At 31.6% G+C, this 20,764-nt stretch carries 10 protein-coding genes; all 10 read left to right on the forward strand.

Going from position 1 to position 20,764, the window contains the following annotated elements; all coding sequences use genetic code 11:
* Window positions 1-2: 2 nt before the first annotated feature.
* The 10 genes from H0I29_RS07180 (at window position 3) to H0I29_RS07225 (ending at window position 20,700) form a co-directional block, all read left to right on the forward strand.
* Window positions 3-1,913 (forward strand): RagB/SusD family nutrient uptake outer membrane protein, encoded by a 1,911-nt coding sequence (locus H0I29_RS07180; RefSeq protein ID WP_218754912.1) that lies wholly within the window; start codon window positions 3-5, stop codon window positions 1,911-1,913.
* Between the two features lie 56 nt (window positions 1,914-1,969).
* Window positions 1,970-4,765 carry a SusC/RagA family TonB-linked outer membrane protein gene (locus H0I29_RS07185; RefSeq protein ID WP_218732136.1) on the forward strand — a complete coding sequence of 932 codons (2,796 nt, stop codon included), beginning with the start codon at window positions 1,970-1,972 and terminating at the stop codon, window positions 4,763-4,765.
* Window positions 4,766-4,790: 25 nt separating this feature from the next.
* The gene (locus H0I29_RS07190; RefSeq protein WP_218754913.1) at window positions 4,791-6,527 is read left to right on the forward strand and encodes a RagB/SusD family nutrient uptake outer membrane protein; all 1,737 of its coding nucleotides are present in this window, start codon (window positions 4,791-4,793) and stop codon (window positions 6,525-6,527) included.
* A 19-nt stretch (window positions 6,528-6,546) separates the two neighbouring features.
* On the forward strand, window positions 6,547-7,470 hold the full coding sequence (locus H0I29_RS07195) for a DUF1735 domain-containing protein (RefSeq protein ID WP_218754914.1): 924 nt from the start codon (window positions 6,547-6,549) through the stop codon (window positions 7,468-7,470).
* A 763-nt stretch (window positions 7,471-8,233) separates the two neighbouring features.
* A complete protein-coding gene (locus H0I29_RS07200; RefSeq protein WP_218754915.1) occupies window positions 8,234-10,405 on the forward strand; it encodes an alpha/beta hydrolase fold domain-containing protein in 2,172 nt (723 codons plus the stop codon).
* Window positions 10,406-10,434: 29 nt separating this feature from the next.
* Window positions 10,435-12,591, forward strand: coding sequence for an alpha/beta hydrolase fold domain-containing protein (locus tag H0I29_RS07205; RefSeq protein ID WP_218754916.1), 2,157 nt, complete (start codon window positions 10,435-10,437; stop codon window positions 12,589-12,591).
* 20 nt (window positions 12,592-12,611) lie between these two features.
* Window positions 12,612-14,777 carry a glycosyl hydrolase gene (locus tag H0I29_RS07210; RefSeq protein ID WP_218754917.1) on the forward strand — a complete coding sequence of 722 codons (2,166 nt, stop codon included), beginning with the start codon at window positions 12,612-12,614 and terminating at the stop codon, window positions 14,775-14,777.
* Between the two features lie 53 nt (window positions 14,778-14,830).
* Window positions 14,831-16,969, forward strand: a complete 2,139-nt coding sequence (locus H0I29_RS07215; protein WP_218754918.1) for a glycosyl hydrolase — start codon at window positions 14,831-14,833, stop codon at window positions 16,967-16,969.
* A gap of 444 nt (window positions 16,970-17,413) precedes the next feature.
* Window positions 17,414-19,033: a T9SS type A sorting domain-containing protein gene (locus tag H0I29_RS07220; protein WP_218754919.1), complete on the forward strand. Its 1,620-nt coding sequence runs from the start codon at window positions 17,414-17,416 to the stop codon at window positions 19,031-19,033.
* Between the two features lie 65 nt (window positions 19,034-19,098).
* Window positions 19,099-20,700 (forward strand): discoidin domain-containing protein, encoded by a 1,602-nt coding sequence (locus tag H0I29_RS07225; RefSeq protein WP_218754920.1) that lies wholly within the window; start codon window positions 19,099-19,101, stop codon window positions 20,698-20,700.
* The last annotated feature ends 64 nt before the right edge of the window (window positions 20,701-20,764 follow it).

The raw sequence follows: 20,764 nt of genomic DNA on the forward strand, positions 1-20,764 counted from the left end.
TTATGAGAAAAATAAAATATACATTCGCTTTAATCATGACAGTTTTTATTATTAGCTGTGAAGATTATTTAGATCAATCAGAGGAGGCTGAAGGATTGACCGAAAATGCCATTTTTAATGATATTGTTTTAACAAGAGACTTTTTTGATGGTGCTTTTACGTATTACCTTTCAGAAGTAAGTGTCGTAAATCAAAGCCCAGATATTCTTCCTGGTATGACAATGTCTGGAGAAGGATACCCAGGTAGAACAGCATCACCTGTACCTGAAACATATCAATTTTACGCTCAAGGAGATTATTTAAGCTTGATGAATAGAACTAGTGGATCAGATACTACCCCAAACTTTGTTTCTAGATACTATTTTTGTTTTAAAGGAATTAGAATTGTGAATACTTTTCTTGAGAACGCAGATAACATTCCTAATTCTACTGAAGAGGAAATTAATTATTTAAAAGGACAAGCGTATTTTTTAAGAGCTTCTTTTTATCACTTGTTAACGAAGCGTCATGGAGGACTTATTTATTTAAAAGAAACCTTAAGTGTAAGTCAACCCTTAACGTCTAAAAGAGAAAGTTATGAGAGTAACTTGTCAGATATGTTAGATGATATAGAATTAGCTATAGAATTATTACCTGTTTCGTGGTCAACAGAGAGTGTAGGTAGACCAACAAGAGGTGTTGCTATGGCTTTAAAATCTAGACTTACATTATTTGCCGCGAGTCCATTAGCAAATGAAACTAACGATGATCAAAAATGGATAGACGCTGCAACAGCAGCTTCAGATTTAATTAACTTTGCAAATGCAAATGGTTTATATACACTTGCAAATGCAAGTGCAGCAAGTACCTTAGATGTTGATAGAGATGGAGCAGACCTTTTAGTTGCAGAACCAACTGCTTTGCAACCTTATAGAAATATTTTTGTAGGATCTGGTATACAAAAAACAATTCCTAGCGAAGTAATATTTATGGAAGCAAATCAAAAATTCTTTACTTTTGGAGGTATTCTTAATCCTACACCAAGACTTAGTTTAACTGTAGGTTTTGATATTATAAAATTCAACAATAACCCAATGAATATTGGAGCACTTGCTAATTTTATTGAGAAATTTGAAACTAAAAATGGTTTGGCAATTGAAGATGATCCATCTTATAATTCACAAGACCCATTTATTAATAGAGATCCAAGGTTTTATAATAATATATTGTTTGATGGTGTACCATGGACAACAACAACTGCAGGTCCTAAAAATGATACACCTTTTGTAGATTTAGCAGTAATAAATGAAGAGGGAAATTATGGTAAAGATTTAGACGATCCTTCTAGAACGACTTCTCCACTAATTGTTTACAATTTAACAGGATTGCGTATTAGAAAATGGATACCTAATGGAGCGTATTGGAGAACAGGTAATGCAGGAAATTTCAGTTATCATGTTAATAACATTATATACAGAATGCCAGAAGTGTATTTAAACTATGCAGAGGCAGTTAACGAAGTATATGGGCCAAATGGAGTTGCTCCTGGAGGAACATTAACAGCTGTAGGTGCAATTAACCTTCTTAGAAATAGAGTTGGTATGCCAAATGTAGCTGCAAAATATACAGGTTCTAAAGAAGATTTTAGAGAAAGAATTAGAAATGAGCGTGCTATTGAGTTGTGTTTTGAAGGTTTTAGATATGATGATTTAAGAAGATGGAAAACTGCACATTTAGAAGAAAATAAAAAAGTGGAGTTTTTAAAGATGCGTTGGCAAGGTGGTAAGTCTGCAACATATCCTTCTGGTTTTAGTTATGAAAATGAAGAACAGACTCAATTAAGGAAAACGTTTAATGATAACAACTATTGGTGGCCAATTCCACCTTCAGAAATTGAAGCAGTGCCTTCTTTTGAACAAACGGAAGGATGGTAATTAGTGTTAAAACACTAAATAAGGTATCATGAACTTAAAATTATAAAAATTAACAAATGAAATTAAATATAACAGAATTGAAATTTTTTGCTTTCTGCTTACTTAATGCTCTAACTATCAATATTGGTATTGCTCAGAATACACCAATAGATAATTTAGCAATTCAAGACTCAATTCCAGCAAATAAAAATGAATTTTTAAAAACACCTTTTGGGGTTTTTAATTTAAGTCAAACAACAGGAGCCGTTTTTAGAATTTCAGGTGATGAACTTCGTCAAACCGCAGGAGATAATCTTTCTGAGGCATTAAGAGGTAGAGTTCCTGGGCTAAGAATTATTAGAGGAACAAATACACCTGGTACAAATGGAAGTTATTCTTACGTATTAAACGGAGGAACTCCATATGTACTAATAGATGGTCAACCAAGAGGGCTTCAAACAGATTTAAGAGAAGTAGATGAAGTTATAGTACTTAGTGATGGTACTTTTAACTCTTTACTAGGAAATTTAGGAGATAATGGACTTATATACGTAGTTACAAAAGGAGGAAAAGTAAGTAAACCTACAGTAGAAGTTAATTATCAAAGTGGTTTTAATATGGCAACTCGTTTACCAGAATTATTATCAGCTCCAGAATATGCAGAGATAATAAATCAAGCATCTAATAATGATGGTTTGGGAGATATTTATAGTGCTGAAGATATCGCAAAATATAAAGATGGATCTGACCCTATAAACTTTCCAAATGTAAATTCTAGAGAAGAGTTCTTAAAGTCAAGTTCACCTTCTAACTTTGCTTCGTTAAATGTATATGGTGGAAAAGAAGATTTAAAATACAGTGCCTTTTTAGGGTATTCAGATTGGGAAGGTTTAGAAAAAGTAGGAAATCCAATAAACGGTAGAAATATTACCTTTAGGACTAAAATAGATACACGTATTAACAATTTACTTAGAACACATGCTAGTGTTTATGGAAAATTTGGAAAGAACAATAGACCTATTCTTGATGCAGATGCTATGTTTTTATGGATTTCTGCTACACCTGCAAATTCATTTCCTTTAAAAGTAGCAGATTCTGCATATGTGGTAAGTAACGAATTTCAGACCAATTTACTTTCAGAGTTAGAAAATGGAGGTTTAAGAACAGATTATACAGCCAATATGATTTTTGATATAGGATTAGATTTTGATTTTGAAGATTATATTCCTGGTTTAAAGTATGATACTTATCTAATGATGAGAACGTACAATGCTCATACTTTATCAACAAATAACAACCCTGGTTTATACACTTTAGAAACAACACAAGACGATGTTACTGGAGAAGATATTACTAATCTAATTTTGTATAGACAAGATTATCAAAACACAGGTATTGCAAGGTCAAACACTGCAATACAAAGAAATTTTGCTTATAATGGTAATCTTAGTTATATAAAGGAAATGAAGGAAAGTGTTTTGAATTTAAACTTAAATCATCTTTTATATTATGAGCCTAGCACAAATTCAGGAAACCCAGATAGACGTAATTTAACGGTTAACTTAAACGGTTCGTATGCATTAAAAAATAAATATATTGCATTTGCAAACTTAAATTCAAGTAGTAGTTCTAAATTTATAGGAGATAATAGAACTAAATACTATCCAACAGCTGGAATCGCTTGGGTAGCATCCAATGAAAAATTCTTAAAGGACAATAAAAATATTGATTATCTTAAATTTAGAGCTTCTTATGGACAAGTAGGTACAGAATATACATCTACTTCACTATTTTATTTAAGCACATGGGGTGGAGGTAAAACAAACAGTACAATGTATACAGGTATAGCAACTCAAACTCAAAATCAATATGGATATAGACAAAGTAGTACAGCTAATGAAGAAATAGATTGGATAGTGTACAACCAAATGTTTCTTGGTGTAGAAATGAGTTTGTTTAAGAAATTGAGACTTGATTTTAATTATTTTAACATTGATAATAAAAATTTAATAACTAATGCAAGTGCTCTTTTTGCAACTGCATTAGGTGATAACATTTATTTACCACAATTAAATTTTTCTGAAAGAAGAAATAAAGGTTTCAATACTAATGTTACATTTAACGATACTCGTGGAGATTTTAGATACCACCTAAGTGTTAATGCTGGTTATAATAAAATTACAGGAGAAAAAATTGCTGAAGTACCTTATCCAGATCAGTATAGATTACAACAAGGTGAATCAATAGATAATTTTAATGCTTATGTAAGTGATGGCCTTTTTACTGCAGAAAATATTGATGATGCTTTACCTCAGTTCGGAGATGTACAAATTGGTGATATTAAATATGTAGATCAAAATGGTGATAATGTTATTGATTCTAGAGATCAAACAACCGTAGGAAATACTACACCAAGATTTAATTACGGTGTTAATGTAGGAGTTGAATATAAAGGAATCAACTTAGATATTGTAGGAATGGGTGTTGGAGGTTATGATATAAATCTTAACTCAATATCTTACTATCAACATTATGGTTTAAGAAACTATTACGGTAGCTCTAAAAACGATCTTCCTAATGGAAATGTATTCCCTAGATTAAGTACTATACAAAGTGACAATAATCAACAAAATTCAGATTATTGGCTAGTAGATGGAAGTTATTTTAGAATTTCTAATGCTGAGTTAGGATTTACGCTACCAGAATCATTGATGTCAAAAACAGCAATTACAAGTGTAAAATTATTTTTAAGAGGAAGTAATTTAGCATTGTTTAGTAAAATGAAAGATTTAGATCCAGAAGATACTAGATCAGGATTTTTTGAATATCCAATGATGAGAACATTTGTTTTTGGAGCTACGGTAAATTTTTAATAAATAAATGTTAAAAAACAGAAAAATGAAATTAACAAATAAGATTTTAACAATTATTACCTTGACAATAGGTATTACAAGCTGTAGTGAATTTTTAGAAGATGAAATTCAATATACTAGAGAGGAAGTAGTTACAACTTCAGGCTTGAAATCAAGAGGTATTATAGACGATATTTATACAGATTATTCATTCCGATATACTACAGATTTTTCAAATGAATATTTAACAGATAATGGTGTTGCAAACGATACGGAAACAATATTAGCAACTGGCTATTGGGGCCCAACTAATAATCCATATAATTATGTTTGGCAACAGTCTTACGATAATATTAGACAAATATATCAATACATAGATCTTGTTCATAATCAAGATTTACAAGTTTATCTATCTGAAGGAAATCAAATATTAAATGAAAGATTAATAGATAGATATTATGGTGAGGCACTTTTTTTAAAAGCATGGGCAGAATGGGAGTTACTTAAAGTATTTGGTGGCCCTTCTGAAAGCGGAGAAATGTTAGGATTTCCTATTGTAAATGGGATATTAGAAAATGAAGAATATGCAAGTTTGAGTAGAAATACTTATGATGAATGTGTAACTCAGATTATGGAAGATTTAGATATTGCCATTGCAAAGTTGCCTCTTGTATATGAAGGAGATGAAAATGCGAACCCTGCTTTTAGTGCAACAGAAACAGGTAGAGCAAGTGGTTTAGCTGCATATGCATTAAAAGCAAAAGTAGCATTATATGCTGCAAGTCCAGCTTTTAATCCATCTAACGACCTTTCTAAATGGGAGCTAGCTGCAAGTTATGCGCAGGAGTTAATCGTTCAAAATGGGGGTTTAAGAAGCTTACAGTCTTTTGATTTTGATAATGAGACAAATTCAGATCATATTTGGAGAATGCGTAATGATAGAAATAATAACGCATTAGAAAAAAGTTTATATCCACCGTCTTTATTTGGATCAGGTTCGGTAAATCCATCTCAAAACTTAATTGATGCTTTTCCAGATGCTAACGGATATCCTATTGATAACGGTTTAAGTACGTATAACAATACAGTTCCTTATGCTTCAAGAGACGAAAGATTTTATAAGTTTGTATTCTATAATGATGATCAATGTTTTGAATCTGCTGATTGTTCAGATTTTAATGCACTAGAAATTTATGAAGGTGGTATGGATTATTATGGAGGGTTTAATAATTCTTTAGGAACAAGAACAGGATATTATTTAAAAAAATATTTAAATAATTTAAACTTTGATCCATCAGTAACTACTGCTGTTACAACAACTTTACCTAAAGTATATGTTCAGTTAGAACTAAATGACATTTATTTAGGATATGCTGAAGCATTAAATGAAGCTTTTGGAGAACCAAGTATATTGCCTGCTGGGTTTAACTATACAGCAAAAGAAGTTTTAGCTAAAATAAGACAAAGAGCAGGGTTGACTACAGATCCATATTTAGATATTTCGGCTGCAAATCAGTCAGATTTTAGAAATTTATTAAAAAATGAGAGACGTATAGAATTGTGTTTTGCTGGTGAAAGGTTTCACGATTTAAGAAGATGGAAAGATATTAACAACATAGAAGACATTAAAGGAGTTAAGGTTAGTAAAAATTCTGATGATACTTTTTCATTCGAAAACATCGATGTAGAAAGAAGAAATTATGAAGCCAAAAACTATTATCTTCCATTACCATACAGTGAATTATTGATAAATACTAATTTGAAACAAAACCAAGGTTGGTAATAAATTAAAAACAAAGATTATGAAGAAAAATATATTAAAATATATAGCTAAACTATTCGTGCTTATTGTAGGATTAAGTATCACGTCATGTTATGATGATTTTGTTGAAAACGAATTTGATTTCACTTCAGTTTATTTACCACACGAACAAATTGACCGTAGTTTTATTATGGGAGAAGGAATGAGAATAGGTGTAGGTGCTGTATTAGGAGGAAGATTAGATAATACAGAAGATGTAGAAATAACTTTTTCATTAGATGATGATTTAGTAACAAATGCAGGTAAATCTGTATTACCTAGCAACTATTATGAATTGGTTGATAGTGAAGGAAATCCATCAAATAATAAAATTATTATTCCTGCTGGAGAAGTTCAAGGTTTTGTGTATGTAAAAGCAGATTCTATTAATTTCTTAGGAGATGCATTATCATTAGGGAATAATTATGCTTTAGGATTTACGTTAGAGAATGTTGTAAATGCAGATTCTATTTTAGTTGATACAGAGTCAACTAAATATAAGTCATCATTAATTACATTTACTTATATCAACCAATTATATGGTCATTATTTTCAAAAAGGTCAAGTTGTGAAAACGGAAGGTGCTTCAGAAGAGACAATTACTTACGTTGGTGACATTAATAATAATGAAAATGTAGAGTTAACTATGGTATCTCCTAATACTGTACAATGTAATGGTCTTGCTCTTTTAAGAGAGTCTGATAAAAAAATGAATCTTGTAATTGCAGATGATAACTCAATTACAATCGAGAGTATTGCTGGAGCAGTTGTTGTAACAGATGATGATGGTTCTTTTTATGATCCTGCTACACGCACAATAACACTTAATTATTCTTTTGAATCTAACGGAGCTACTTATGTAGCAAATGATGTTTTAGAGTTCAGAAATAGAGAAGTTGATGGTGTAAATCAAATAGGTATATAGTTTTATATCTAAAAAATCATTAATAAACTTAAAAAAAAGACCAATATCTATATTGGTCTTTTTTTGTACAATAAATTTGAGATTTACTTAAGGTAAAAGTGTTGTGTACTGCTAAATATTTGATTGAATTTTATGCATGGTCATAATCTTATTATAAAGTTTTAGACACTCGTCTAAATAACTTGATATAGGTAACTTATTGTTAAAAAGCCCTTAATTGTAACATTTTTACCCATAATGTTAGAAAATTAATGCTTAAAGAATAATTATGTTTGTTAAAAAAGTAACATTATTTTATTTACATTTTTTAGTTTATAAATAATGTTACTATAATTTTTCAACTAATTATGAAAATTTCATTTTTTAGTAGAGACAAACCTTCACATGAAGGTGCCTTTTGCGAAATGGCTAATTTTATGACAGAGCAATTCTAAAAAGCAGCAATTTTAAGTGTTGTAAATATCAAAATTGAAGGTGAAATAAAGACGTATCCAAACCCTGTAAAAAAGGAAATACTCTTAATATTTCAATTAGATTCAAATTTTAATTCAGAAAAAATTGAACCCCAAATAATAAACTATTTAGGGCAAGTAGTTGTAAAGAATACATTTTATCCAAATAGAGATTCTAACATAGTTTCTATAGAAACTCAAAATTTATAAACAGGGATTTATTTGCTAAAGATACGTGATCATAAAAGTTTAAAAAGGCTAAAATTTGTTGTTCAATAATTTAAATAAATAATTTATCAAAACAAAAAATCATGAAACAAACATTACAATTTATCTTTATATTCATTATTTCAAGTGCTAGTTTGTTAGGTCAAACCAAAGTAGTATCATTAGAAAACAATACTGGAATTATAGCAGATGACTTAGGATCTGTAACCCTTTGGGAGAATCAAATTGAAGGATACGGAGATGCTACACAAAGTAATACAGCTTTAGGTGGTGATAAATTATTCGAAACTTATCCAGGAAAAGTAAATGTAGGTTTTAGCAAAGATGGTTCTTTTCTTGAATTAGAAGGTTCAAATATTTCTATTTCAGACAATACATATAGTGTTTTTTATGCAGGTAAAGCTAATCCAGAAGGGAAACCGGCATCCTTAATAGGGAATTATGATGTTCCTGGGAATTTTAACAATTGTTCTGGAATTCGGTTTTTAAGATTAGCCGATGGTAGTATTGTTTTTGATTATGCAAAGCCAAATTATGTTCGTGTCGTTTTAAACAATATACCTGGTGATGATTATTTCTTTTTTGGATTTACTATGGATGCTTCTGGAAATTATAAATATTTTGATAGTAGCGATCCATCAATAAAAACAGGAAAGATTAACGATACAATGGTTCCAAGTCAAGATGAAGACCTTAAATTGAATCTTTTTGAAGAAAGAGATGGAGGACATACCTATAATCATACAGAAGTTGTAGAATTATCCATGTACGATGATGTGCTTAGTACTACTGATTTTCAAAATGAATTCAATAGATTGGCTACTGATTATGCCGAACTTGTGATTACCGAATTTGAAGTTACAAATGTATTGCCTAATGATGAAAGTTTTCGAGAAGGTATTTCAAGAGATGCTCCAATTGTAGTAACGTTTGATCAAGCTATTGATGAAACTTCAGAATATCCAAAAATTTATATAAACAAAAGTGAAACTGAAACGACTGGTAATTGGGTTTTATCACCTTCTAATGTTCTTACGTTTACACCTACCGAAAGATGGCCAGCTAGATCATTAGTTACCCTAAAAATACAAGAAGGGCTTAGATCTACAGATAATGCTATTATTGGTTTAGCAAAACGAGATTCCTATGGTTTTATAGTAGATGCAGAGGAAACTTTTCCTATTGAAAGTTATGAGTTAGGAGAACCAATAGCTATCATAGATTATATAGCTAGAACAGGAGAATCTATAGTGGGTCATAAATTAACAATGAAAATAACGACTCCTACTATAACTGAAAATACAACTGAAAAATTCCCTGTTCATATTTTTGTGCACGGTGGTGGTTGGGCTGGAGGAACAGCAGAAAGTTCTGGTGCTGATTATTCATTACATAAAGATTATTTAGCAAAAAGCTTAGGATTTGTAACTCTATCTATATCATATAGAACCGTAGGTGCTGGAGGTACTTTTTCTTATGGTTTAGAAGATGTATATACTGCTTACCAATGGGCTATAGACAATGCAGAAACTTATAATTTAGATATGACGAAGGTGTTTTTTAGTGGAGGTTCTGCAGGTACTCCTTTAGCAGCATTAGCCTCTCAGACATTACCTAACATTCTAGGGTATATTGGATTTAATGGAATTTATGATTTTATGAATGATGCAGGAGATTTTGGTGCAGGAAATTGGTACAAGCAAGATGTACCTAGTGAAACTGAAAACTCTGCTATTTTTAATTTAAGTGACAATCCTCCTCCAACGATATTGATGCACGGTGATGCAGATAATACGATCTCACATAATCAAAGTATAAATTTTGCTGATGCTATAAATGCCAAAGGAGGTAATGCGAAAGCCATCATATATCCAGGAGAAGTTCATGCATTTTTTAGTAGAGATAAAAAATACCATGAAGAGTGTTTTTATGAGATGGTTAATTTTATGACAGAACAACTTGAAAAAGCAGGATCTTTAAGTGTTGGTACTATAAAGAAAGAGGGTAATGGAATAATATATCCTAATCCTGTTAAAAAAGGAGATAATCTTCAATTAAAAGCAGGTTTTAATTCTGAAATAATTACAGCTAAAATTATAAATTATTTAGGTCAAACTGTATTGGAGACGTCGTTGTACCCAATAAATGGGACAAAGATATTTAGCATAGATACTAGTAATTTAAAACAAGGGATTTATTTTTTGAATACAATTGATAATCAAAACTTAAAAACTTTAAAATTCGTAATTCAGTAATTTAAGTTTAAAATAATTAAATAAAAACGATGAAAAATATTTTACATTTCATCCTTATATTCATTCTTTCAACATCGAGTTTGTTTAGTCAAACAAAAGTATTGTCTTTAGAGAATGCTAAAGGAATTGTAGCAGACAATTTAGGATCTGTAACCCTTTGGGAAAATCAAATTGAAGGTTATGGGAGTGCTACACAAAGTGACACTAACCTTGGTGCCGAAGAGTCACAGGAAACTTACCCTGGAAAAACAACAGTTCTTTTTAACAAAGACGGTTCTTTTCTAGAGCTTGAAGGGTCCAGTACTTATGTTTCAGACAATAGTTATAGTGTTTTTTATGTTGGTAAAGCTGAGAATATAAACACAGGCAAACCAGCATCTTTATTAGGAAACTATGATATGAGTGGAGGATTTGCTAATTGTTACGGAATTAGATTTGTAAGATTACAAGATGGTAAGATTGGGTTTGATTATGCTAGACCAAATTACACTCGTGTAAATATAGGAGCAAATGAAATACCTGCAGATGCTTATTTCTTTTTTGGATTTTCAATAGATACTTCAGGAAATTATCAGTATTTCGATAGCACTTCTCCTATCGTAACTTCAGGTACTATTACTAACACGATGCGTACCAATGCTAATGAAGATCTTAAATTTAATATTTTTGAAGAAGTTGCAGGTACTCAAACCTATAACCATACAGAAGTCGTAGAATTAACAATGTATAATGAAGGTCTTAGTTCAACAGAGTTTCAGGATGAATACAATAGACTAGCTACAGAATATGCAGAGCTTGTGACAGCAGAATTCTCAATAACTGAGGTTTTACCTGAGAATCGTACCAATTTGCCACAAAATGGAGCTATACAAATATCGTTTAGTCAAGATGTAGAAGTAATAACTTCAAATTATCCTAAAGTTTATGTAAACAAAAGTACTATTGAAACTAGCGGTACTTGGACATTATCTCCGTCTAATATTCTTACTTTTTTACCAGATGTAAATTGGCCAGCTGGTGGATTTGTATCTGTTCAAATACAAGAAACTCTTAAATCTGTAGATGATATTGCAATTGGTTTAGAGCAAGGAGATTCATTTAGTTTTATTGTGGAAGCTGATCAAGTTTTTGAATTTGATAATACGATAGAACTGGAAGCAATAGCTACAGTAGATTTTCCTATAGTTGGTCATAAACTACCATTAAAGTTAACAACACCTATAATTGACGAAAATACAACTGAAAAATTCCCTGTACATATATGGGTACATGGAGGTGGTTGGTCTGGTGGTACACCAGAAACTTCTTTGGCTGCTAACTCTCCTCATAAAGATTATTTGGCAGAAAATTTAGGGATTGCAACATTGTCTATTTCTTATAGATGTTCTGGTTCTAGTGGTACTTTTTCTTTAGCCAGAGAGGATGTACAAACGGCCTATGATTGGACTTTAGCAAATGCCGATACGTACAATTTTGATATGACAAAAGTATTTTTTAGTGGTGGATCTGCCGGTGCTCCATTAGCAGCAATAGCAGCAGAAGAAAATAATGCACTTGGATTTATTGGTTTTAACGGAATCTATGATTTTGTAAATGATGCAGGAGATTTTGGAACAAATAACAATTACAAACAAAACATTCCAAGTGAAGCGTTAAATTCACCTATCAATCTATTGACTAACACGCCAACTCCTACAATTTTAATGCATGGAGATGCTGATACAACTATAGATATTCGCCAAAGCACTCTGTTTACAGATGCTATAAACGCTAAAGGAGGAAATGGAGAGACTGTTGTTTACCCAGGAGAAGTTCATGCTTTTTTTAACCCTGGAAAACCAGCTTTTGAAGATGTTTTAATAGAAATGGTTGGTTTTATAAACGCACAACTTGAAGAAGTAAATCAATTAAGTACTAATGAGATTAACACCGAAAAAAATCAAGTGACAGTTTACCCTAATCCTGTTAAACAAGGAAAAAACATCACTATCCAATCTAATCTTTTTGACCACCAAAAAATAAACGTACAAATTGTAAATTATTTAGGTCAAACAGTCTTAAACACCTATTTATATACGAATTCAAATACAATTATTTTAGACCCAATAATGCTATCAGAAGGTAATTATATTTTAAAGTTGCTAAGTAATTGTATTTTTCAAATACACAAAATAATTATTAATTAATCTATCTTAAATCAAGACTTATGAAAATAAAATTATTTTATTTAATGGTAATATTTTTTACTATTAACAGCTTTGCACAAACCAATACTTGTGGGATAACTGTAGACAATACGTTTGATGATGGGACAACTTTATCTAATGATTGGACTGAGTACAATACTTCTGGGCGAATTACAGTTGAGTCGGGTAAATTAAAATTTAATCATAATACAGATATGCCTTCTGTTTATAAGACATTTACTCCAACCTCTGAAAATGCTACTTTCTCTTTTGATGTTTCTGCTACACGTTCGTCTGTAAATTGTCAAGTGCATTTAATCTCTTCTACAGGAAAACATTTATCAAGTATTGCTTTAGGTATTGGAGTCGCTAATATTAAATATGCAACATCAATAGAAAATGGAGTTCCTAGTAGTTTTGTAGCTGGAGACCCTGCTATAGGTTTTCCGTCTAATAAGAATTTTATAATATCCTCTAAAATTGACTTTACCTCAAAAGAAATTGATATTTATGTTAATGGAGAATTGATGACAGCAGAAATCCCTTTTTTAGAAGATGCGGAAGATATTGCTAAGATAGACATTCAATTACTTTTTATGTATGCTAATAATGGGCAATTTTATTTTGATAATATTTCTTTATTAGGAGGAGATGAAAATCGTATTTTATTAACAAGTAATGTAAATGCTGCAGAAGATTTATTGGCATCTGCACCTATAGGTACAATTTATAATCAGTACCCACAATCTGCTGTTGATGCATTTCAACAAGCAATTGATGATGCTAATGCAATCATTTCTAATTGTGAAGCTACTTCGAATGATATTAACAATTCACTTTCAGCTATTCAAACGGCAGAAGAGGTTTTTGTGAATGCAAAAGTAAATGATCCTGTTCTTAAAATGTACAGCGAGTATGATTTTACAGGTGATGTAAACGAAGTTTATTGTGGTTATTACAATGGAGGTTTAGGTGCTTACGAAGATTGGGGAGTATCCTTTACCTTAGAAAAAGGATACATGGCTACTTTTGCACAAGATGTGAATGGCTTAGGTGTTAGTAAAATATATATTGCTCAGGATAATAATCTAGAAATCAATTTGCCTGCTGATTTACAGAATACGATTTCATTCATACGAGTGAGTCCTTGGTTTCCTGTAGGTAAAAAAGGGAGTTTAGGAAATGTAAAATGGACAACTGCTGATACTTATAATTCTTCGTGGTATTATAACTGGGGTTTAACGGCTCTACATTCAGAAGGAATCGAATTTGTACCAATGTCTTGGAGTGGAGGTGATTCTAGAACATCACTTGAGAAAATGGAAGAAGCTGGACAAAATATGTCATTCAATCATCTTCTAGCTTTTAATGAACCTGATAACGAAGGTCAATCCAATATGACAGTAGCAGAAGCTTTAGATGCGTATCCTAAATTATTGGCTTCTGGACTTAGATTAGGAGCTCCTGGTGTTGAGAATGTACAATATAGTGCAAATAGTGATTCTTTTAATGAAGGTTCTTGGATTCAAGAATTTATGGATGGTTGTGTTGAACGTGGTTACCGTGTTGATTTTATTCCAGCACACGATTATGTACGTCGTTCAAAGTCTACTTTTATAGAGCGTTTCAAAGCCTTACATGATCGCTATAATCTTCCAGTATGGGTTACAGAATATAATTACGGAAACCCAAATATGGGATCTGCAAATCTTACAGTTGAACAAGGATATAATAATATAAAAGGCTTAACAGAAATTTTAGAAGAGTCAGATTTTATTGAGCGTTACAATTGGTATTATTTCTTTGGAGCAAATACGGGTATTGGTGGTATGACCGATGGAGAATTGAATATTACTGGACAATTCTATAGAGATTTAGAATCGCAAAATCCTTCTTATGTTCAACAAGTGTATGAGCAAGGAGTACAATTATCGGTTACAGATAATTCAACTTTATCAAATGTTTTAATGTTTCCAACCGTAATAACAGATGGTTTTTTTAAGCTAAGATATTCAGAAGAAATTAAAGATAGTACCATACATATTTATTCTACTGTTGGTCAATTGGTAAAAACAATAGTTGGCTTAAAATCAGAAATTGATGTAAAAACACTTTCTAGCGGACTGTATATTGTTAAAATAGAATCTCATTTAGGAAACTTTACTAAAAAGATTATCATCCAATAGATGTTCTTTTTTTATCAAAACAAAAAATAATAGTAAACTTAAAATTCAAAGAAATGAAACTAAAATTCTTATATACAATTGCTTTTCTTTTTGCGATAAATGCTTTTTCACAAACCACCACTTGTGGTAGTGCTGTCAATGATACTTTTGATACAGCTGGAACCTTACCAACTAGTTGGACAGAATACAGCACTTCTGGAAAAGTTAGCGTTGTTGATGGTCAGTTAAAGTTTATTCTAAAAGATGACACCCCCTCAGCATATCGAACTTTTACGGCAGTTTCAAATAATAGTTCTTGTTCTTTTGATGTTCAAGGAAGTCGTACTACTATGAATTTTCAGATGGATTTAGTATCTTCTGATGGAAAGTATATTGCTAGTATTGCCTTAGGTAAGGCAACAACAGATATAAAATATGCAACAGAAATGGTAAGTGCAATACCAGGTACTTATATTGCAGGGGTTATTGGTACTGCTAAGTTTGCTAAGAATAAGAATTATTCTCTATCAATGTATGTTGATTTTGAGAACCAGACAGTAGATTTTTATAATGATGGCGAGTTAACATTAGAGAATATTCCATTTTTAGAAACGACTACTAATTTTGCTAAAGTTGATACAAAACTACTTTATATGTACAGTAATTCAGGAACTGTTTTGCTTGATAATTTAACTGTTGTAGAAGCTAATGAAGCTAGAATAGCATTGTCTAATGCTATTGAAGCATCTCAAAAGGCAATTAACTCTGCGACTGTAGGTGATAAATACAATCAGTACCCACAATCTGCAGTTGATGATTTTCAGTTAGCAATCACAAACGCAAATACAGTACTTGTTAATTGTGATGCAGCTTCAAATGCAATAGATGCATCACTTTTAGAGCTTCAGGCAGCGCAAGACCTTTTTGAAACTACAAGAATAAATGATCCTGTTCTTAAAATTTACAATGCCTATAATTTTGTTGGTGAAGCGCACGAAATGTATTGTGGGTATTACAACGGAACTTTAGGAGATTATGATGATTGGGCTGTTTCATTTACCTTAGATAAAGGTTATATGGTAACGTTTGCAGAAAATGTAAACGGTACAGGAGCTAGTAAAGTTTATGTAGCTGCAGAGAATGATTTAAAAATTAACCTAACGGACGATTTAAAAAGTAAAGCCTCATTTATACGTGTTTCTCCTTGGTTTGATATCCATAAGAAAGGAATGGCTGGTAAAGGTGCAGATGTTATTCAAGAGTTTGAGAACTCATGGCATTATAACTGGAGTACTTCTGGTGCTGATGTAGGGGATGCTAAATTTGTACCAAACCAATGGGCTGGAGGTTCTGTTGCAAATGCAATTAGTTTAGGTAACAGAATGGATATTGCACATTATATGGCTTTTAACGAACCTGATGGTGCTGACCAAGCAAATATGACGGTAGACAAAGCCATTGAAAAATATGAAGATATGTTGGCATCTGGTTTGCGTTTAGGGTCTCCTGCAAATAAAGACAATGCAAAAGGTGGTGTTTGGCGAGATGAATTTATGACCAAGGCTGAAGCAGCAGGATTACGTGTAGATTATATGGTTGTACACTATTATAAGAAAACATCTCCAACAAGTTTTTACAATTGGTTAAAAGCAATTCATGATAAATGGCAACGCCCTATTTGGATTAAAGAGTTTAATTATGGGGCAACTTGGACTGCTCAACCAACTTCTAACGAAGCAGCAGGAGATGGATTAAAGTCGTACATTAATATGTTAGATGATGCGAGCTTTGTAGAACGTTATTCTGTATTTACTTGGCAGCCAGATAAACCTATTTACTCTTTAATGAGCGTGCGTAACCCTGTAACTTTAAGTAGTTCTGGAATTATGTATAGAGATCATCAATCACCAATTGCGTATACACAAGAAGAGTATGAGCAAGGTGTGGCGTTATCTGTTGATGATGATTCGGTATCGTCTCAATTTTCAGTATTTCCAACCGTAATAACCAATGGTGTTTTTAACTGGTGGGTTTCAGAAGAGGTTGATAAAAGTAACATCAACCTAACCATTTACAATACAGCAGGACAATTGGTTAAAGAATTACAAAATCCAAGTTCAGAAGTAAATGTGAGTAAACTTTCTGGTGGTTTGTATTTTGTAAAAATCAATTCTGATTTAGGGAGTGTTACTAAAAAGATTATTATTGAATAATTTTTTTCTCTATTCTTACAGCTAATTAATTAGTGATAAAAGACATTTTATTTTAAAAATTTAGATCTTATTATTTTACGTCTTTAAAACAAAAATATTAGCAAAAAAATAAATCAGAAATAAGAGTACTTAACTTAGAAAGTATGAAGTTAAATTAATACGGAATTTAAAGTGTTAAAACAATGATTCATCAAAAAATAATAAGGTTATAAAGGATTGATTTTAGGTAAATCTAATGTTTTTTTTGATGTAAGTTTTTGTAATTTATTTAAATTAAGGATTGTACGCTTGTTTAAGCAACAAATTGAACCCTTAAATGAGAATTTTAGATGAATAGAAAATAGTTTTTTTGTTATAACCTCAATATAATATGCTCATTCTTTTTTCAGTTTAATAAATAGAGACTATTTTGGAAAGGAGAGAGCTTAATCAAAAATAGAAAAAATGAATACAAAAAACTACAAAACAATAATTACAAAAACAGTTCTTTTCATTGCCATCTGTTTCTTTAGTTTTAGCGCGTTTAGCCAAAGATATGTAAATGATATGGATTATGTTTTGGGAGATACAAAACAGGCTTTTATTACCAATAAAATTACCACAGAAGCACAAGCAGACAACCTTTTATTAGGGTTTAAAAATATGGGAGCCAATGGTATTCGTATTCCTCTTTTTGGAAGAGGTGTTGATGGTGTAGATTTGAATCCAAATAAACCAATGTTTGATTATTTTTATGCAAAAGCAGTAGAACAAGGGATTCCAATTTTTGCAAATCCTGCACAAGGTGGTGGAGGTAAAAGAGTCGCAAATAATATGCTGAATGGTAATGGTGCTAATGAAGGAGAAGACGTTGCTGTAAATGGTGTTCAAGCAGCAACCGATGAATTAGTTAATAGAGTTATCGAGTTTTCAAACGAATATCCAGACTGTAAATGGATTAATCCATTTAATGAAGATGGAAGAGCAACTAGTAGTACTTGGAGTATAAGTCAAATCAATGAAATTTATAAAAGACTTTATGAGCATGGTTTAAATGGAGCTGAATTAATAGGTCCTTGTACTTGGGGGCTTGTTGCAGGAATAGATATGTTTAACAAAACCAATATAGCAGAATATGTAACGGTTGCTGCTTCACATAATCTAGGTTTTAATCATAATCTTTGGGATGATTTTATAGCCTTGGCTGATGCAGAAAAATTACCTGTTTGGGATTCTGAGGTGAACCATAATGATGCAAAAGGTACAGGAACTCGTTTAGAAAAAGCAATTGAAAATAAAGTAGATGGCTTGGTTTTATACAATTCTTGGAACACAGTGAGTTTAACCACAGGTGCTATAAATGCTACTGGAGAAAAAGCAATGGCATTGTATTTAATACCAGAAGTTAATTTAGCACTTACTGGTACTGCAACACAATCATCTACAAACCCTTCATTTAACAAAGAAGCTTCTCTAGCTATAGATGGTGATCTTAATGGAAATTACGGAGGAGGATCTGTAACAGTAACAAATAATGAGGATAATCCTTGGTGGCAAGTAGATTTAGGTGCCGATAAAGTTATTGGAGATATTAAAGTATTTAATAGAACAGATGGATGTTGTAAAGCCAACATGTCAAACTTTACTGTGTCTGTTATAAACGATGCAGGTACAGAAGTTTTTTTAAAGACATTTACAAGCTTCCCAGATCCTTCGGTTACTATGAATGCCGGAAACGTAAAAGGAAGAATCGTTAAAGTGCAATTAAATGCTACAGCTGCGTTAACATTGGCAGAGGTACAAGTTTTTCTTGGAGAAGAGAATTTGTCTGTAAATGATCATAAAAATATTGATGTACGTATTTATCCAAATCCGGTTACTGATGTTTTTGTAATTGCTGCACCTGCTTCTAAATTTAATCAATATGAAGTTTATAATATAAACGGACAGCAAATTTTAAGTGATAGCATCTCTAATAATACAGGAGAAGTTGAGGTTAGCTTAAGTAAGTTTTCTAAAGGTATTTATATGATAAAATTAAACGGTGTTCAGTTTTCTAAAACATATAAGATTATTAAGAATTAAGAGTGCATTTATGTAGCTCCAAGTAATATTTGGTTTCTTAAAAAAATGAATATAAAATAAAATAGATGTTTAAAAACAAACTTAAAATAATTTTTAATACAGTATTTGCTTTCATCATTTTTGGATTGAATAGTAACGCATTTTGCCAAACTATTTATACCAATGATATGGATTATGTTTTAGGTGATGTAAAGCAGCGCTTTATTACAGGGGCAGTTACCACCCAAGAACAAGCAGATAATTTATTAAAAGGTTTTAAGACGATGAAAGTTAATGGAATACGTATTCCTATTTTTCCTAGAGATGCTAATACCGGAGTGAGTGTGAATCCTCAACCTGCTATTATGAAGTATTTTTACGAACAAGCTTTATCTGCAGGCTTTCATATTTTTGCCAATCCTGCACAAGGTGGTGGTGGTATTAGAATTGCAAATCATTCACTTTCAAATACAAGTTCTGTAAATGGTAAGCAAGAAGCAACAGATGAATTAGTTAATAGAATAATAGAATTTTCAAATGAATACCCAAACTGTAAATGGATGAATCCGTTTAATGAAGATGGGAGAGCAACAAATAGTACATGGAGTATCAATCAAATTAATGAAATCTATCAAAGGCTGTCTACTCATGGTTTAAATGGAGCAGCATTAGTTGGGCCTTGTACTTGGGGACTTCCTGCCGCTATAGATATGTTTAAAAACACCAATATAGCCGATTATATTACGGTGGCAACCTCTCATAATTTAGGTCATAATGATGGCTTATGGGATGATTTTAGAGCGCTTGCCGATGCAGAAAACTTACCTATGTGGGATTCTGAAGCAAATAATGATTCTGGAAGTGGAACCGTAAATAAAGTAGAGGCAGCAATAGCAAATAAAGTAGATGGCTTAGTTGTATACAATTCTGGGAATAATATCTATTTAAATACTGGAGCGTTAACCAATACCAATTATTATTACATGTCTCAGTATTTAAAGCCTATAATTAATTTAGCAAGTACGGGTACCGCAACACAATCATCTACAAACCCTTCTTATAATAAAGAGGCTTCTCTTGCCATAGATGGAGATACAAATGGTAATTACGGAGGTGGTTCTGTTTCCGTTACTAATGGTGAAGAAAACCCTTGGTGGCAAGTAGATTTAGGTACTGATAAAGTAATTGGAGATATTAATGTGTTTAATAGAACAGATGGATGTTGTAAAGCCAACATGTCAAACTTTACCGTGTCTGTTACAAATGATGCTGGTACAGAAGTTTTTTCAAAGACATTTACAAGCTTTCCAGATCCTTCGGTTACTATGAATGCCGGAAACGTAAAAGGAAGAATCGTTAAAGTGCAATTAAATGCTACAGCTGCGTTAACATTGGCAGAGGTGCAAGTTTTTCTTGGAGAAGAGAATTTGTCTGTAAATGATCATAAAAATATTAAAGTAAATCTGTTTCCAAATCCGGTTGCTGATGTTTTTACCATTTCTGCAGCTGTTTCTACATTTAATCAATATGAAGTTTATAATATAAACGGACAGCGAATTTTAAGTGATAGCGTTCCTAGTAATACTAGAGAAATTGAAGTTAATTTAACTAATTTTTCAAGAGGTATTTATATGATAAAATTAAACGGTGCTCAATTTTCTAAAACATATAAGATCGTTAAAGAGTAATTAAAACATATATTTATATTAGTTAAACAGCATCTTTTAAAGGTGCTGTTTTTTTATGTGTAAA

The sequence above is a fragment of the Polaribacter sp. R2A056_3_33 genome (genome assembly GCF_019278485.1).
Lineage (GTDB): Bacteria > Bacteroidota > Bacteroidia > Flavobacteriales > Flavobacteriaceae > Polaribacter.

Bases quoted from the DNA above. Each gene is read 5' to 3' on its own strand.
- H0I29_RS07180 (WP_218754912.1), top strand. From the start codon at position 3: ATGAGAAAAATAAAATATACATTCGCTTTAATCATGACAGTTTTTATT.
- H0I29_RS07185 (WP_218732136.1), top strand. From the start codon at position 1,970: ATGAAATTAAATATAACAGAATTGAAATTTTTTGCTTTCTGCTTACTT.
- H0I29_RS07190 (WP_218754913.1), top strand. From the start codon at position 4,791: ATGAAATTAACAAATAAGATTTTAACAATTATTACCTTGACAATAGGT.
- H0I29_RS07195 (WP_218754914.1), top strand. From the start codon at position 6,547: ATGAAGAAAAATATATTAAAATATATAGCTAAACTATTCGTGCTTATT.
- H0I29_RS07200 (WP_218754915.1), top strand. From the start codon at position 8,234: ATGAAACAAACATTACAATTTATCTTTATATTCATTATTTCAAGTGCT.
- H0I29_RS07205 (WP_218754916.1), top strand. From the start codon at position 10,435: ATGAAAAATATTTTACATTTCATCCTTATATTCATTCTTTCAACATCG.
- H0I29_RS07210 (WP_218754917.1), top strand. From the start codon at position 12,612: ATGAAAATAAAATTATTTTATTTAATGGTAATATTTTTTACTATTAAC.
- H0I29_RS07215 (WP_218754918.1), top strand. From the start codon at position 14,831: ATGAAACTAAAATTCTTATATACAATTGCTTTTCTTTTTGCGATAAAT.
- H0I29_RS07220 (WP_218754919.1), top strand. From the start codon at position 17,414: ATGAATACAAAAAACTACAAAACAATAATTACAAAAACAGTTCTTTTC.
- H0I29_RS07225 (WP_218754920.1), top strand. From the start codon at position 19,099: ATGTTTAAAAACAAACTTAAAATAATTTTTAATACAGTATTTGCTTTC.